Raw genomic sequence first — 15,256 nt, 5'->3', positions numbered from 1 at the left:
AGACTACATAAATCCTTCTAATATAATACTTATGGTAAACCCCTCTGCTAAAAGAGAACAATCCCCTGATAGTAATTTTTCTTCATTTCATCATTCAAATATTAATGATCGTCATTTAAGATTCTTAACTATGAAAACAAGTACATTTTGGAGGAATCTATACGGATCATATGTAACTGATCTATTTTCTGATGTTGTCGAATCTGTAATGGATAATTTAATTTCGGCAGTAAAGGATGATAATAAAAAGGACTACAGAAAACAATCGTATAAAAAATTAATCGAACAATTAGAAATATTGTCCCAGGATTCAAAAGAAGAAAAGTTAAATATATATGTTTGTGGTGCTTTGTCGAAGAGTAAGCGTAAAGATTTTATTTTTTTTATAGAAGAATTAATAGAAGAAATTTCAGAAAACTCAGATTTAAATATTGAACTTAGTTTTTATGCTGTTTATCATCCTGGTTATCAAAATTTAAAAAAATTAATTCAAGGTGGTTGTGAAAAAATAGTTAAGCATTCTATGAAGGTTGAATGAAATAGTTCTTAATTGGGAAGTTAAGTTTTACTATTTAAATGTAACTTTATAGAAAGAGTTTGTTCACAGAGTTGTGGCTAAAAACTTTTATTCTATAGAGATGGTAAGAGATAAGAGCTCTTCCTAAGACAGCCTCGGGCTGGAAAACACAAAATGAAAGGATCTAAACGAGGGCCAAAAGAAATCTAGGAAAGTCATCTAGATTTCAGCATAGCCCTTGGTATCTTACATATGTTAGTTAGTTATAAATGGTTAAAAGAGTTGGTGGACATTGATGTACCATCACAAGAGTTGGCTGAAAAAATGTCAACCACAGGGATCGAGGTAGAAGGTGTCGAATCACCTGCTGCTGGTCTCTCAAAAATTGTCGTCGGTGAGGTCTTGTCTTGCGAAGATGTGCCAGAAACTCACCTCCATGTTTGTCAGGTTAATGTTGGCGAAGAAGAAGCCCGTCAAATCGTTTGTGGTGCTCCGAATGTGCGTGCTGGTATCAAGGTTATGGTGGCACTTCCGGGAGCTCGTATCGCTGACAACTACAAAATCAAAAAAGGGAAAATCCGCGGTCTTGAGTCACTTGGAATGATTTGTTCACTTGGTGAACTAGGCATTTCTGACTCCGTTGTACCAAAGGAATTTGCAGATGGTATCCAAATCTTGCCTGAAAATGCAGTTCCAGGCGAGGTAGTCTTCTCTTATCTAGATTTGGATGATGAAGTCATTGAACTTTCAATCACTCCAAACCGTGCAGACGCCCTTTCTATGCGTGGGGTAGCTCATGAAGTGGCAGCTATCTATGACAAGGCAGTCAATTTTAAAGAATTTACTCTAACAGAAACAAATGAATCTGCGGCAGATGCCCTTTCTGTCAGCATTGACACAGACAAGGCACCTTACTATGCGGCCCGTATCTTGGACAATGTGACCATCGCACCAAGTCCACAATGGTTGCAAAATCTTCTTATGAACGAAGGTATCCGTCCAATCAACAACGTAGTGGACGTAACCAACTATATCTTGCTTTACTTTGGTCAACCTATGCATGCCTTTGACTTGGATACCTTTGAAGGGACTGACATCCGTGTGCGTGAAGCGCGTGCTGGTGAAAAATTGGTGACCTTGGACGGTGAAGAACGTGAACTTGCAGAAACTGACCTAGTCATCACTGTGGCTGACAAGCCAGTAGCCCTTGCAGGTGTTATGGGTGGCCAAGCTACAGAAATCTCTGAAAAATCTAGTCGTGTTGTCCTTGAAGCAGCTGTTTTCAATGGCAAATCAATTCGTAAGACTAGTGGACGTCTTAATCTGCGTTCAGAATCTTCTTCTCGCTTTGAAAAAGGAATCAATGTGGCAACTGTTAACGAAGCCCTTGATGCAGCAGCTAGTATGATTGCCGAACTTGCCGGTGCAACAGTGCGTAAGGGTATTGTTTCAGCTGGTGAACTTGATACTTCTGATGTGGAAGTTTCTTCAACTCTTGCCGACGTTAATCGTGTCCTTGGAACTGAGCTTTCTTATACTGATGTAGAGGACGTTTTCCGTCGTCTTGGCTTTGGTCTTTCAGGGAGTGCGGAAGCCTTCACAGTCAGCGTCCCACGTCGTCGTTGGGATATCACCATCGAAGCAGACCTCTTTGAAGAAATCGCTCGTATCTACGGTTACGACCGCTTGCCAACCAGTCTTCCAAAAGATGACGGTACAGCAGGGGAATTGACAGTGACACAAAAACTTCGTCGTCAAGTTCGTACTATTGCCGAAGGAGCAGGTTTGACAGAAATCATTACCTACGCTCTAACAACTCCAGAAAAAGCAGTTGAGTTCACGGCTCAACCAAGTAACCTTACAGAACTTATGTGGCCAATGACAGTGGATCGCTCCGTTCTCCGTCAAAATATGATTTCTGGTATCCTTGATACAGTTGCCTACAACGTAGCTCGTAAGAACAAAAACTTGGCTCTTTACGAGATTGGAAAAGTTTTTGAACAAACAGGCAATCCAAAAGAAGACCTACCAAACGAAATCAACAGCTTTGCCTTTGCATTGACAGGCTTGGTTGCAGAAAAAGATTTCCAAACTGCAGCGGTTCCAGTTGATTTCTTCTATGCTAAGGGAATCCTTGAAGCGCTCTTTACTCGCTTGGGACTTGAAGTAACTTATACAGCAACAGCTGAGATTGCTAGCCTTCACCCAGGCCGTACAGCAGTCATTTCACTCGGTGACCAAGTTCTTGGTTTCCTTGGTCAAGTGCATCCAGTAACTGCTAAGGCTTATGATATTCCAGAAACGTATGTGGCTGAGCTCAACCTTTCAGCCATCGAAGCTGCGCTTCAACCTGCTGCTCCATTTGTTGAAATTACTAAATTCCCAGCAGTTAGTCGTGATGTTGCCCTTCTCCTCAAGGCAGAAGTTACTCACCAAGAAGTTGTAGACGCTATCCAAGCTGCAGGCGTGAAACGTTTGACAGATATCAAACTCTTTGACGTCTTCTCAGGCGAAAAATTAGGACTTGGCATGAAGTCAATGGCCTATAGCTTGACCTTCCAAAATCCAGAAGATAGCCTGACCGATGAAGAAGTAGCTCGCTACATGGAAAAAATCCAAGCATCACTTGAAGAAAAAGTGAATGCAGAAGTGCGTTAAACCATCAATCCATCCTTCGGGGTGGATTTTTGCTTTTCAAAATGACAGTTCAGGATCAAAAATGGACAATTGAGGAGTAAAAGCTCTTGTATGCACTTTAATGGGCTATAATTGTTCTATCACTTGGGTACTCAAAAACTTTAGAGAGTTTAGTTTTTAAGGAAAGGATGAACAAGATAAAAATGTACATAAATCCTTGTAAAGGCTATCAAAAAGGAGTATAATAAGTGCAACATATTTCGGAGGTGGAAAATGCTAGAAGTAAGAAATCTAGAGAAAAGTTTCGGTTCCAAGCAAGTCTTGTTTGGTGTCGATTTTCAGGCAAGTCCAGGACGAATTTTGGGACTGGTCGGGAAAAATGGTGCTGGGAAAACAACGATTTTCCACAGTATGTTGAAATTTTTGGACTATCAAGGAGAAATCAGTCTGGATGGGCAGGAGATTCGTCAGGAAACCTACGCTCGGATTGGTTATCTGCCTGAGGAACGCAGTCTCATGCCCAAGTTGACAGTCCTTGAGCAAGTTCGCTACTTGGCTACTCTAAAGGGCATGGATGCTAAGGAGGTCAAGGAAAAACTCCCTCAATGGATGGAAAAATTGGAAGTGAAGGGCAAATTGACCGACAAAATCAAGAGCCTCTCCAAAGGGAATCAGCAGAAAATTCAGCTGATTATCACTCTAATCCATGAGCCAGACTTGATTATCCTGGATGAGCCCTTTAGTGGTTTGGATCCAGTCAATACCGAGTTGCTCAAACAGGTCATCTTGAAAGAGAAAGAGCGCGGTGCGACCATTATCTTTTCTGACCATGTCATGACCAATGTTGAGGAGCTTTGCGATGATATCCTGATGATTCGTGATGGACGTGTGGTCTTGCATGGACCTGTTCAGGATGTTCGCAATCAATACGGGAAAACACGTCTCTTTGTTTCAAGTGAACGAAGTAAGGAAGAATTGGAAAAACTTCCTCATGTCAAACAGGTTAGCTTGACCAAGCAAGGTAGTTGGAAATTGATCCTCGATGATGAGAGTGCTGGAAGGGAACTCTTCCCAATCCTCACTCAAGGTCAATACATCGCAACCTTTGACCAACAAGCTCCAACAATCGATGAAATCTTTAAACTAGAATCAGGGGTGGAAGTATGAGAAATATGTGGGTTGTAATGAAGGAAACCTATCTTCGACATGTCAAGTCGTGGAGTTTCTTCTTTATGGTGATTTCGCCGTTCCTCTTTTTAGCCTTATCTGTAGGAATTGGCTATCTCCAAAATTCTTCTATGGCCAAGAATAGCAAGATAGCAGTAGTAACAACAGTGCCATCTGTGGAAGAAGGGCTCAAGGGTACTAATGGTATCAACTTTGATTATAAGGATGAAGCCAGTGCCCAAGCTGCTATCAAGGATGAGAAAATCAAGGGTTACCTAACCGTTGAGCAAGAGGACAGCGTCATCAAGGCCGTCTATCACGGTGAAACTTCTCTTGAAAGTGGCATTAAACTAGCAGTAACCAATAAGCTAAATGAACTGCAATACCAACTCAATCGCTCGGCGGCTAATTTGTCCCAAGAGCAGGAAAAGCGCCTGAGTCAAACCGTTGACTTTACTGAGAAGATTGATGAATCTAAGGAAAACAAAAAAATTGTTCAAACCATTGCGGCCGCAGGGCTTGGTTTCTTCCTTTATATGATTTTGATTACCTATGCTAGTGTCACTGCTCAGGAAGTGGCTAGCGAGAAAGGAACCAAAATCATGGAGGTGGTCTTCTCTAGTATCCGAGCTAGTCATTATTTCTATGCTCGCATGCTGGCTCTGCTTCTTGTGATTTTGACCCATATTGGCATTTACGTCGTGGGTGGGCTGGCTGCCATTCTTCTCTTTAAAGACCTACCAATCTTGGCTCAATCTGGTATTTTAAATCATCTAGGAGATGCCTTCTCGCTCAATACCTTATTGTTTGTATTGGTTAGTCTCTTTATGTACGTTGTTTTGGCAGCCTTCCTAGGTTCTATGGTTTCTCGCCCTGAGGATTCAGGAAAGGCCTTGTCGCCACTGATGATCTTGATTATCGCAGGATTCGTTGGAGTGACCGCTCTAGGTGCTGCAGGAGACAATTTAGTTCTGAAAATTGGTTCCTATATTCCTTTCATCTCGACCTTCTTTATGCCATTTAGAGCTATTAATGGGTATGCAAGTGGTCTAGAAGCTTGGATTTCACTTGCCATAACGGTTGTTTTTGCAGTAACTGCAACAGCCTTTATCGGACGTATGTATGCCAGCCTAGTCCTTCAGACAGATGATTTGGGAATCTGGAAAACCTTTAAACGTGCCTTAGCTTACAAATAGGAGAGCCTCGCAAAAGCGAGGTTTTTCTAGATGTTAAACAGCGAAATCGGTAAAAAAATTTTTTCATATCTATTGACTTTTAGTAGTAAAATTTGGTATGATAGTAGACGGTATTGTTTACCCCATTTGTAAGGCCCCGGAACCTTTCAAATACCCCGCGGACCGGAACATCCGCCCTGTAAACAAAAACGATATTCATATAGGAGAAATCATGAACAAAACTACATTCATGGCTAAACCAGGCCAAGTAGAACGCAAATGGTACGTTGTTGACGCAACTGATGTACCTCTTGGACGCCTTTCAGCAGTTGTTGCTAGCGTACTTCGCGGAAAAAACAAACCAACATTCACACCACATACTGATACAGGTGACTTCGTAATCGTTATCAATGCTGAAAAAGTTAAATTGACTGGTAAAAAAGCAACTGATAAGATTTACTACACTCACTCAAACCACCCAGGTGGATTGAAACAAATCTCTGCTGGTGAACTTCGTTCTAAAAATGCAGTACGTTTGATCGAAAAATCAGTTAAAGGTATGCTTCCACACAATACTCTTGGCCGCGCTCAAGGTATGAAGTTGAAAGTATTTGTTGGAGCTGAGCACACTCACGCTGCACAACAACCAGAAGTTCTTGATATTTCAGGACTTATCTAAGGAAAGGAACAATAAAGTATGTCACAAGCACAATATGCAGGTACTGGACGTCGTAAAAACGCTGTTGCACGCGTTCGCCTTGTTCCAGGAACTGGTAAAATCACTGTTAACAAAAAGGATGTTGAAGAGTACATCCCACACGCTGACCTTCGTCTCGTTATCAACCAACCATTCGCAGTTACTTCAACTGTAGGTTCATACGACGTTTTTGTTAACGTTGTAGGTGGTGGATACGCTGGTCAATCAGGAGCTATCCGTCATGGTATCGCTCGTGCCCTTCTTCAAGTAGACCCAGACTTCCGCGATTCATTGAAACGCGCAGGACTTCTTACTCGTGACTCACGTAAAGTTGAGCGTAAGAAACCAGGTCTTAAGAAAGCTCGTAAAGCATCACAATTTAGTAAACGTTAATTCGAAAGAATTACTGTACTTACAAAGAGCACCTTTCGGGGTGTTCTTTTTTATCGACACTTTGTAGATTTATAATTGGGAATCTCCTTGAAGGGTATCAGGTAAATGAAAAATTCGGCGATCATATCCTATTTCTTCGTACTTTAGTCTAATACCTATAATGTAAAAAACTCTAGCTATCAGGTAGTTGATAGTTAGAGTTTTTTCTATTCATATGATTTAATGAGATTAAATAAGGCTTCTACTTCTGATGACAGTGTAGCTGATTTGAGATAAGCGTAATAAACTGTAAATGTTATCTGGTCCTCCGGTATTAGAGGGATTTTTATTAAATCATCATCTTCATCAGAAAGTGCGATATCAGCTAGTAAACTAAGGCCGATCCCTTTCTTTAAAAGTTCTTTAATGATGACAATGTCGTCAGTCTTAAAGAATATTTCTGCCTTGTTTTGATGCTTTTGATTAAGTAGTTCAAAAGCTTTCAGGTGAACAAAGTGTTCGTCTAAAAGTATAAAGGATTGATCTACTAAGTCTTCAAAAGTAAGGGAAGGGGCAGTAGCAAGAGGATGGTTCTTAGATAAAACGACATACAGTTCTTTATGAAAGAGTTCATGTGTCTCTATTGAAGGATGATTGAGTGGTTCAATCAAGCCGAGTAGGCTTGCATCAAGGTCTCCCTTGAGGAGAAGATTTAATAACTCTACGGATCCACCACGAATAGGACGTACCTTTTTTAAAAAATCAAATTCAGTTTCTTTATTTAAGACAGAGAAAAGATACTGAATGATAATCGGAGGGAATCCTACAGTAGAGCAATGCGCCAAAGAGCGATTAATTTCTTTGCGAGTAGAAATGACCTCAGGTAAAATCAGTTCTGTATGCTTCAGAAGGATTTGTCCTTGATTAGTTAGTTTAAAGGAGCGATGTGAAGGATCATGGTGAATCAATTTGCAATTAAAAGATTCCTCTAAGCGCTTGATGGCATAAGAAATAGATGGTTGGCTGACTTTATGTTGTTTTGCTACTTCTGTATAGGATTGAAGCTGGCAGAGGTCATAAAAATATTGTAGATCTTTTAAATTCATATGGGCTCACTTTCATTAGTTGGAGAAGGAAAATAAGTGGAAATCACCGGATAGATAATTTTTATCCGTATCCCACAATTTGACTATACGAGTATTCACCAGTTAAAATGTAAGTGAGTCAGGGATATCAAAGATTATCTAAGATACTTTCAAAAATGACTAACATCTTTTCTCGTTTATCAATAGGGAGCTGTTTAATCTTCATGTTGATTCTTTTGAGTGAAAGATTGTCGGTCTTATCAGAGGTTGATTCAAGGCTATCAAAATTGAAAAATTCCTCTGGGGTCATCTCTAGGGCGACAATCACTTTTTCAAGACTGTGAATGGTCAGATTCACATTTTGGTTTTCAAGTTGATTGATATACTTAAGCCCGAGCTCCGCTTGTTCCGAAAGTTCTTCCTGGCTCATTTTTTTCTGTGTTCGAAAATATTTCACTTTTTGGGAAATATATTGTTGTAAATAGTTTTTATTCGTCATATAAATAGAATACAAGTTTTGCATGACAAAAAAACATCTTAAAAAATACAAAGTATTGTATAACAAACTTATATAATATTTATTTTAATTCGGATTGCCAATTTGTATGATTAGTTTCTTTTACTCGAAACTTTTAGTAAAGAGTGATCATTGAGAGTTTTATGAGTTCAGAACTTTATAAAATAGAACAACTTAAAGTGTCATTAATAATGGTGTTTTAAGTATAAAAGAGCTTATTAGAAAATTGTTCTCGTAGACTCATTATAACATATGCGTACACGATTGTATTTTTCAAACAACAAAGTTTTCCAAACAATTCGTTTTAAGTGGTATAATAGAAGTAAAAAGGAGGTTGCACTATGACTGCACATGATATTTTAAACAACCCCTTCCTCAATAAAGGGACTGCCTTTACATTAGAGGAGCGGAAGGAACTAGGCCTTATTGGTTTACTGCCACCGTATGTTCAAACGATTGAAGAACAAGCGGCGCAAACTTATGCACAAATGCAAACAAAAGCCAATGATTTGGAAAAGCGTCTTTTCCTAATGGAAATTTTTAACACGAACCGGACTCTTTTCTATTACCTCTTTTCTCAACATTTGGAGGAATTCAATCCAATTGTATACGATCCAACTATTGCAGATACCATTGAAGGCTATAGTGATCTCTTTGTAGATCCACAATATGCGGGATATCTTGATATCAATCATCCTGAAAATATTGAAGCCACTTTGAAAAATGCTGCTGGGGATCGCGAGATTCGTCTCATTGTTGTAACAGATGCAGAAGGAATCCTTGGAATCGGTGACTGGGGAACAAATGGTGTCGATATTTCTGTCGGGAAATTGATGGTCTATACGGGTGCTGCTGGAATCGATCCTTCGATGGTTCTTCCTTTAGTCATTGATGCAGGGACTAACCGTGAAGAACTTCGTAACAATCCTAATTACTTAGGAAATCGTCACGAACGGGTCCGCGGAGATCGTTACTACGACTTTATTGACCAATTTGTTCAAACGGCAGAGCGTCTCTTTCCTAAACTCTACCTTCACTGGGAAGACTTCGGCCGCTCGAATGCTGCCAATATTCTTGAAAAATACCGGAAACAAATTCCGACCTTTAATGATGATATTCAAGGTACAGGAATCGTTACCCTAGGTGGTATCTTTGGTTCACTGGATATTAGTGGTGAAAAATTAACAGATCAAGTTTATCTCTGCTATGGTGGTGGTACTGCGGGTGCAGGAATTGCTTCTCGTGTTCTTCGTGAAATGGTGAGTGAAGGTCTTTCTGAAGAAGAAGGCTATAAACGTTTCTTTATGGTTGATAAGCAAGGTCTTCTCTTTGATGACATGGATGACCTAACTCCTGAGCAAAAAACGTTTGCTAAGAAACGTGCTGACTTTAGTAACGCAGACAAGTTGACTGACCTGCTTGAAGTAGTGAAGACTGTGAAGCCAACCATTCTTGTAGGAACTTCTACTCAGCCTAATACCTTCACTAAAGAAATAGTAGAGGCTATGTGTGAAAATACAGAGCGTCCGATGATCTTCCCTTTGTCAAATCCAACCAAACTAGCTGAAGCTAGTGCCAAAGATTTGATTGAATGGTCAGATGGCAAAGCTTTTGTCGCAACAGGAATTCCTGCTGATACGGTTTCTTATAAAGGTGTCGACTATGTGATTGGTCAAGCCAATAATGCCTTGATTTACCCAGGTCTTGGTCTAGGTATGCTGGCTTCTGAAGCAAGTCTTTTGACTGATGAAATGATTGGAGCAGCGGCTCATTCATTGAGTGGTATTGTCAATCCAGGCCAACCAGGAGCTCCTGTTTTGCCGCCATTCAAGTATGTAGCAGATGTTTCTATTAAAGTAGCGGAAGCAGTCGCTAAAAAAGCGCAAGAGCAAGGTCTTGCGCGTGCTAAGGAAACAGATATGGCTAAAGCAGTTCGTGATTTGAAGTGGTATCCAGAGTATAAATAATTCATTGCTGCTGTCTATCCTTCGCTAGCGACAGATTTATATAGGCTGTGGACTTAAGTAATTTAGAAAGGATACCTATGTCACTCTTTTTAACCTCGATTACGAGTATCATTCCGATTATCGCTATTATTGTTTTGGGGTACATTCTTCAGGTGAAGGGATGGTTTGGAGATGCCTTTGGTCCCAACCTGTCTCGTTTAATCATGAATGTAGCCTTGCCCGCATCAATCTTTGTGTCGGTAATGAAATACCTAACACTAGATAAACTAATCAGTCTTTCTGGAGGTCTCCTTTATACATTTGTGGCCTTTATCTTGGGCTACATCGTAGCTTATATTGCAGTTATGGTTTTCAAGGTCCGTCCAGGACGTCGAGGGACCATGATTAATACCTTTGTGAATGCCAATACTATTTTTATTGGTTTACCTTTAAACGTTGCTATTTTTGGGGATCAGGCTCTGCCTTATTTCTTAATTTACTATATCACCAACACGATTTCCACCTGGACATTGGGCGTGTATTTGATGACGAGTGACAGTAAATCGGGTCAAAGCAAGGAGACAACTAAATTTGACTGGAAGAAATTGCTACCAGCTCCGCTTGTAGGTTTTCTTGTGGCTCTACTATTTTTGATTCTTCGAATCTCTATTCCAGATTTCGCAACGAATACCTTAACCTATGTTGGGAATATCGTCACTCCCCTATCTCTGATTTATATTGGTATCGTTCTTGCAAAGGCGGGCTTGAATACCATTGCTTTTGATAAAGATACAATTGTCACTTTGGTTGGACGCTTTATCCTAGCTCCTCTAATCATGCTTCTTGTATTGAAGTTCTTTGCACCAAATATGGCGACAGTAGAATTTAAGACCTTTATGATTCAGTCTGCTACACCAGCTCTGGCTGTTCTCCCAATCCTTGCTAATCAGGGAAAAGGAGATGTGGAATTCTCTACGAATGTGGTGACTCTAAGTACGGTTCTATTTATCGTTGTTATTCCAATATTACAAACTTTATTAGGATAAGAAGGAAGAGGATAGGATTGAAAGTTTTGCGTTAAGAAATTTCCTTATTTAAAAAATATTGATTCAAATTTTATGAAATTAATCAGTAGATATCGTTTTGAAAAGCCTTGATATTACGCTATTTTTAGTCCAACTGAAACCCACGCTTTCCAAACCAGGTCTTAAGAAAGCTCGTAAAGCATCACAATTTAGTAAACGTTAATTCGAGAGAATTACGATACTTACAAAGAGCACCTTTCGGGGTGTTCTTTTTGTACTTTCATACTTAAATTGGTGCAATTGACACAGTTGTTGCGACTTTAGTCGCTTACAAATGTGGTTGCAACCTGACAGAGTCAGTTGCCTCAAAACGTTAATCAATACGATACTATCAACGTTTCAAAGCACTCAAAAGTTTACCTTATGGGTGCTTTTTTCTGTACTTTCTACAAAAGTTTGCCCTAAATTTACCCTATCCAGCAGATAGGGGGTCTACATTAGAAGTATTGACATAAATCTGAGTTGTATCGCTGTGCGTTAGTGCTCCAGAAGTTTCCTTAAGCGCCACTCCAGCTCGTTTTTCTGGTCTGGCGCCTTGAATATTATGCTTATCCATAGTATTTTGTGTTATAATGTAGAAACTATATAGAGAACAAAAGAATCTCTTCAAATTCTGTAGATTTCACTTTGTGTAAACATGAGAAAATGTTGAATGTAGATAATGATGGGAGAGGATTTGAAATGATAAGTTTAGAGTTGCTGTCTGAAGAAAATAGTCTAGATGTATATGCTTTTGAAAAAGAAAATCGGGAGTATTTTGAGCGAAATTTACCTCCTAGACCAGCTAACTATTTTGATTTAGAAGGTTTTAAAGAAATTACAAGGGAATTGTTAACGGAACAAACGAATCGTGATGTCTATATGCATCTTATTAGAGATTCGCAAGGCGTTATGGTCGGGAGAATCAATTTAAGTGTCTTAGAGAGTGATCGAAATACAGCAGAACTCGGGTATAGGATTGGGGAAAATGTTAGCAATTTAGGTTATGCCAGCGAAGCGGTTAAACTCGTTTTAGAAAAAGCCTTCACGACTTATGGTTTCAATAGAATCATTGCAGGAACGGCAACGGGTAATCTAGCCTCTCAGAGGGTGCTTTTAAAAAATGGCTTCACCTTTAGTAGAATGATAGAAAATGACTTACAAATTCATAATGAGTGGGTTCATACAGCAGTATTTGAGATAAGGAGACCATAATATCATCAATTCCAGTCTATTGAAAAGGTTAATGGAGTTATAATCTTTCCAGACATTCAAGAATTTACTCTTGGATGTCTTTTTTGTTCAGAATAGATAAGTGGTGCTGTTTAAACTTGGTTTTCCCAGTGGACAATCGTCCACTTTTTTTATATAATAAAACTAAACCTAATTGGTTGAGTTTTGGAGATGTAAGCTCAACCGTCGATTTGTTTTTCTAAGAGAGATATTCTCGATAAAACATCACACTAGGGGGTGAATCATGTACCAACCAGAAAAACTCAAGGCTCGGAGAAAAGAGTTAAAATTGACACAGAAGGAAATTGCAGAGGAATTAGGGATTAGTTTTCAGGCTTACTCGGCTTGGGAACGTGGAATTAAGGAACCATCCAAGGAGAAGGTTGCCCAGCTAGAGAATATTTTAAAGGTAGCAAGAGGGTATTTTACTCAGATTGAGATTGTCCGTCTCTACAATAGCCTCTCCAAGCAAGGGAAGGACAAGGTTGTGCTTTATGCTCGCAACCTAGCTCAAGAGGAACAAACTCAGAAGGTGACGATCATGCCAGAGCGCCTCTATGAGTACCGTGTCTACGAACGCATGTCAGCAGGGATTGGGACTTCGGTCTACGATGACCAGAATTTTGATACGGTCTACTTTAACGAGGAGTTGGCCCATGATTTTGCGTCCTGGGTGGCTGGGGACTCTATGGAGCCTAAATATCAAAATGGTTCGGTGGCTCTGATTCGAGAGACGGGATTTGACTATGACGGAGCAGTTTATGCAGTGGTCTGCAACAACCAGACCTATATCAAACGGGTTTATCGGGAGGAAGATGGCTTGCGTCTGGTATCGATCAATCCTAAATACAAGGACATTTTCATCTCCTATGAAGAAGATCCTCGGATTGTGGGGATTATCGTTGGGAATTTTGTGCCGATGGAGGGTTAGCCTATGGGCTACTTTGATTATTCCAGAGAGCCCAAAAGTGATATTGCCTTTGTCGATATGAAATCTTTTTATGCCAGTGTCGAGTGTGTGAAAAGGGGCTTGCATCCGCTGAAGACCTCGCTTTGTGTCATGAGTCGCGCGGATAATTCTACTGGTCTTATCCTAGCTTCCTCTCCCATGTTTAAGAAGATTTTTGGTAAGTCCAATGTTGGCCGGGCCTATGATCTGCCTTTTGATATCAAAACGCGCAAATTTTCCTATTACAATGCTCGAAAGCAAGGCTTGCCTACTGACTTAGACTATGTTCGCTACATCGAAGATTGGGCTCAAGTGACCCTGATCGTGCCACCTAGGATGGATGAATACATAGCAGTCAATATGGAAATCCAGCGAATCTTTCAAAATTATGGTAGTCCAGATGATATTTATCCCTACTCTATCGATGAGGGCTTTATTGATCTGACTAGTTCGCTCAACTATTTTATCCCAGACAAGAGTCTATCTCGCAAAGACAAGCTGGATCTGCTTTCTGCTCGCATCCAGAGGGATATTTGGAGGCAGACAGGGATCTACTCTACAGTGGGTATGTCCAATGCCAATCCCTTACTGGCTAAATTGGCTCTGGATAATGAGGCCAAGCACACCCCGACCATGAGGGCAAACTGGTCTTATCAGGATGTGGAAGAGAAAGTCTGGGCCATTCCTAAGATGACAGACTTTTGGGGGATTGGCAGGCGGATGGAGAAACGCTTGCATGATCTGGGGATTTTTTCCATCAAGGAATTGGCAACCAGTAATCCAGACCAGCTACAGAAGGCTCTGGGTCAGGCTGGCCTGCGTTTGTGGTTTCATGCTAATGGGATTGATGAGAGCAATGTTCACAGGCCTTATAAAGCCAAGTCTCAGGGATTAGGCAATTCTCAAATCTTGCCGAGAGACTACGTGAAGCTACGGGATATCGAAATTATTCTTCGAGAAATGGCGGAGCAGGTGGCTATTAGGCTGAGAAGGGCGGGCAAGAAAACAACCCTTGTCTCTATCTATGTTGGTTTCTCTAAGCAGGAGGTCAGGTCGTCTATTCACACACAAATGAAGGTCGAACCGACCAATAATACAGCTATCTTAACGGATTATGTTTTGAAGCTATTTCATAATAAATACACTTCTGGAGCGGTCAGAAGTGTCGGAGTCAACTATTCAGGATTTGTGGACGAGTCTTTTGGTTTGATCTCCCTCTTTGATGATGTTGACAAGTTAGAAAAAGAAGAAAGGCTCCAGACAGCCATTGACTCCATTCGGGAACAATTTGGTTTTACCTTCCTCTTAAAGGCCAACGCACTGGAAGAAGCCTCTAGGAGTCTTGCTAGAAGCAAGCTGATTGGGGGGCATTCTGCTGGAGGATTAGATGGACTAAAATGATTGATCGTTCTTATTTACCCTTTCCATCTGCGCGTGACTATCAAGATCCAGGGATGCAGAAGTGGATGGGCTTTTTCCTCTCAGAACATACCAGCTCGCTTGGTGAAGAAAAAAAACGTGTTGATTTTTCGACGAATTTGAATTCAGTTGAGAAGCTACTCTTGCTTTCTCAGCTTTATGTTGGTCAATTGAAGGGATGTTTTGTTGTCAAGGAAAAGAAACAGAAAACCACTATCATTGGTGAAGTGAAAGAGTTGTCCTCTAAAACCTTATCTATTAGAACAAACGAGGGATATAGGCTGATAGAGGTTGCAGATGTTTTAGAAATTCAACTGTGGGAGGAGGAGATTGATGATTAGAAAAGAGATGCATGAAAACAAACTGCAGATGGACTATCCCTTGAACTCAACCAGCTTTGAAGATACGAGAAGAAGAGCAACTTCCATCGCAAGAGATAGTCATATAAGAAAAAAGCTTTATAGTTTTTGCTGACAAT

At 40.3% G+C, this 15,256-nt stretch carries 15 protein-coding genes and 2 pseudogenes; 14 read left to right on the top strand and 3 right to left on the bottom strand.

What is annotated here, in order from left to right:
* From D8804_RS07465 to rpsI, 6 genes are all read left to right on the top strand, one after another.
* Nucleotides 1–538: hypothetical protein (locus tag D8804_RS07465; protein ID WP_125399335.1), on the top strand; the 538-nt coding region annotated here is incomplete at its 5' end.
* Between the two features lie 231 nt (nt 539–769).
* Nucleotides 770–3,175: a phenylalanine--tRNA ligase subunit beta gene (pheT, locus tag D8804_RS07460; protein WP_125399334.1), complete on the top strand. Its 2,406-nt coding sequence runs from the start codon at nt 770–772 to the stop codon at nt 3,173–3,175.
* A gap of 252 nt (nt 3,176–3,427) precedes the next feature.
* Complete coding sequence (locus D8804_RS07455) at nt 3,428–4,321, top strand: ABC transporter ATP-binding protein (protein WP_125399333.1); 894 nt, start codon at nt 3,428–3,430, stop codon at nt 4,319–4,321.
* Nucleotides 4,318–5,517 carry an ABC transporter permease gene (locus tag D8804_RS07450; protein ID WP_125399332.1) on the top strand — a complete coding sequence of 400 codons (1,200 nt, stop codon included), beginning with the start codon at nt 4,318–4,320 and terminating at the stop codon, nt 5,515–5,517. The genes D8804_RS07455 and D8804_RS07450 overlap by 4 nt, the downstream gene beginning before the upstream one ends.
* Before the next feature lie 211 nt (nt 5,518–5,728).
* Nucleotides 5,729–6,175 carry a 50S ribosomal protein L13 gene (gene rplM / locus D8804_RS07445; protein ID WP_001044624.1) on the top strand — a complete coding sequence of 149 codons (447 nt, stop codon included), beginning with the start codon at nt 5,729–5,731 and terminating at the stop codon, nt 6,173–6,175.
* Nucleotides 6,176–6,193: 18 nt separating this feature from the next.
* On the top strand, nt 6,194–6,586 hold the full coding sequence (gene rpsI / locus D8804_RS07440; protein ID WP_000075973.1) for a 30S ribosomal protein S9: 393 nt from the start codon (nt 6,194–6,196) through the stop codon (nt 6,584–6,586).
* A gap of 206 nt (nt 6,587–6,792) precedes the next feature.
* Here rpsI and D8804_RS07435 read toward each other — a convergent pair whose 3' ends face one another.
* Complete coding sequence (locus D8804_RS07435; protein ID WP_125399331.1) at nt 6,793–7,671, bottom strand: LysR family transcriptional regulator; 879 nt, start codon at nt 7,669–7,671, stop codon at nt 6,793–6,795.
* A gap of 127 nt (nt 7,672–7,798) precedes the next feature.
* The gene (locus tag D8804_RS07430; RefSeq protein ID WP_125399339.1) at nt 7,799–8,149 is read right to left on the bottom strand and encodes a helix-turn-helix domain-containing protein; all 351 of its coding nucleotides are present in this window, start codon (nt 8,147–8,149) and stop codon (nt 7,799–7,801) included.
* Nucleotides 8,150–8,508: 359 nt separating this feature from the next.
* On the opposite strand from D8804_RS07430, the gene D8804_RS07425 reads away from it, so the two are divergent.
* From D8804_RS07425 to D8804_RS10460, 3 genes and pseudogenes are all read left to right on the top strand, one after another.
* Nucleotides 8,509–10,134: a malolactic enzyme gene (locus D8804_RS07425; protein WP_125399330.1), complete on the top strand. Its 1,626-nt coding sequence runs from the start codon at nt 8,509–8,511 to the stop codon at nt 10,132–10,134.
* 77 nt (nt 10,135–10,211) lie between these two features.
* Nucleotides 10,212–11,159 (top strand): AEC family transporter, encoded by a 948-nt coding sequence (locus D8804_RS07420; protein ID WP_125399329.1) that lies wholly within the window; start codon nt 10,212–10,214, stop codon nt 11,157–11,159.
* A 94-nt stretch (nt 11,160–11,253) separates the two neighbouring features.
* Nucleotides 11,254–11,361: pseudogene (locus tag D8804_RS10460) on the top strand (30S ribosomal protein S9); the annotation flags it as partial.
* A 249-nt stretch (nt 11,362–11,610) separates the two neighbouring features.
* On the opposite strand, the pseudogene D8804_RS07410 reads toward D8804_RS10460, so the two are convergent.
* A pseudogene (locus D8804_RS07410) lies at nt 11,611–11,733 on the bottom strand (site-specific integrase); the annotation flags it as partial.
* A 146-nt stretch (nt 11,734–11,879) separates the two neighbouring features.
* On the opposite strand from D8804_RS07410, the gene D8804_RS07405 reads away from it, so the two are divergent.
* The 5 genes from D8804_RS07405 (at nt 11,880) to D8804_RS10090 (ending at nt 15,252) form a co-directional block, all read left to right on the top strand.
* Nucleotides 11,880–12,392, top strand: coding sequence for a GNAT family N-acetyltransferase (locus D8804_RS07405; protein ID WP_125399338.1), 513 nt, complete (start codon nt 11,880–11,882; stop codon nt 12,390–12,392).
* Between the two features lie 262 nt (nt 12,393–12,654).
* Nucleotides 12,655–13,341: an XRE family transcriptional regulator gene (locus D8804_RS07400; protein ID WP_125399328.1), complete on the top strand. Its 687-nt coding sequence runs from the start codon at nt 12,655–12,657 to the stop codon at nt 13,339–13,341.
* Between the two features lie 3 nt (nt 13,342–13,344).
* Nucleotides 13,345–14,760: a Y-family DNA polymerase gene (locus tag D8804_RS07395; protein WP_125399327.1), complete on the top strand. Its 1,416-nt coding sequence runs from the start codon at nt 13,345–13,347 to the stop codon at nt 14,758–14,760.
* Nucleotides 14,757–15,119, top strand: coding sequence for a hypothetical protein (locus D8804_RS07390; protein ID WP_125399326.1), 363 nt, complete (start codon nt 14,757–14,759; stop codon nt 15,117–15,119). Before D8804_RS07395 ends, D8804_RS07390 begins: the two co-directional genes overlap by 4 nt.
* Nucleotides 15,112–15,252, top strand: coding sequence for a hypothetical protein (locus D8804_RS10090; RefSeq protein WP_185758488.1), 141 nt, complete (start codon nt 15,112–15,114; stop codon nt 15,250–15,252). Before D8804_RS07390 ends, D8804_RS10090 begins: the two co-directional genes overlap by 8 nt.
* Nucleotides 15,253–15,256 lie beyond the last annotated feature (4 nt).

Origin of the sequence: Streptococcus oralis, from assembly GCF_003944215.1 — a bacterium.
Classification (GTDB): Bacteria; Bacillota; Bacilli; order Lactobacillales; family Streptococcaceae; genus Streptococcus; species Streptococcus oralis_BI.
This window is presented reverse-complemented; position numbering and strand designations above follow the sequence as displayed.

Coding starts and splice junctions, on each gene's coding strand:
- D8804_RS07405 (WP_125399338.1), top strand. CDS start 11,880: ATGATAAGTTTAGAGTTGCTGTCTGAAGAAAATAGTCTAGATGTATAT.
- rpsI (WP_000075973.1), top strand. CDS start 6,194: ATGTCACAAGCACAATATGCAGGTACTGGACGTCGTAAAAACGCTGTT.
- D8804_RS07430 (WP_125399339.1), bottom strand. CDS start 8,149: ATGACGAATAAAAACTATTTACAACAATATATTTCCCAAAAAGTGAAA.
- D8804_RS07400 (WP_125399328.1), top strand. CDS start 12,655: ATGTACCAACCAGAAAAACTCAAGGCTCGGAGAAAAGAGTTAAAATTG.
- D8804_RS07420 (WP_125399329.1), top strand. CDS start 10,212: ATGTCACTCTTTTTAACCTCGATTACGAGTATCATTCCGATTATCGCT.
- D8804_RS10090 (WP_185758488.1), top strand. CDS start 15,112: ATGATTAGAAAAGAGATGCATGAAAACAAACTGCAGATGGACTATCCC.
- rplM (WP_001044624.1), top strand. CDS start 5,729: ATGAACAAAACTACATTCATGGCTAAACCAGGCCAAGTAGAACGCAAA.
- D8804_RS07395 (WP_125399327.1), top strand. CDS start 13,345: ATGGGCTACTTTGATTATTCCAGAGAGCCCAAAAGTGATATTGCCTTT.
- D8804_RS07450 (WP_125399332.1), top strand. CDS start 4,318: ATGAGAAATATGTGGGTTGTAATGAAGGAAACCTATCTTCGACATGTC.
- D8804_RS07455 (WP_125399333.1), top strand. CDS start 3,428: ATGCTAGAAGTAAGAAATCTAGAGAAAAGTTTCGGTTCCAAGCAAGTC.
- D8804_RS07435 (WP_125399331.1), bottom strand. CDS start 7,671: ATGAATTTAAAAGATCTACAATATTTTTATGACCTCTGCCAGCTTCAA.
- pheT (WP_125399334.1), top strand. CDS start 770: ATGTTAGTTAGTTATAAATGGTTAAAAGAGTTGGTGGACATTGATGTA.
- D8804_RS07390 (WP_125399326.1), top strand. CDS start 14,757: ATGATTGATCGTTCTTATTTACCCTTTCCATCTGCGCGTGACTATCAA.
- D8804_RS07425 (WP_125399330.1), top strand. CDS start 8,509: ATGACTGCACATGATATTTTAAACAACCCCTTCCTCAATAAAGGGACT.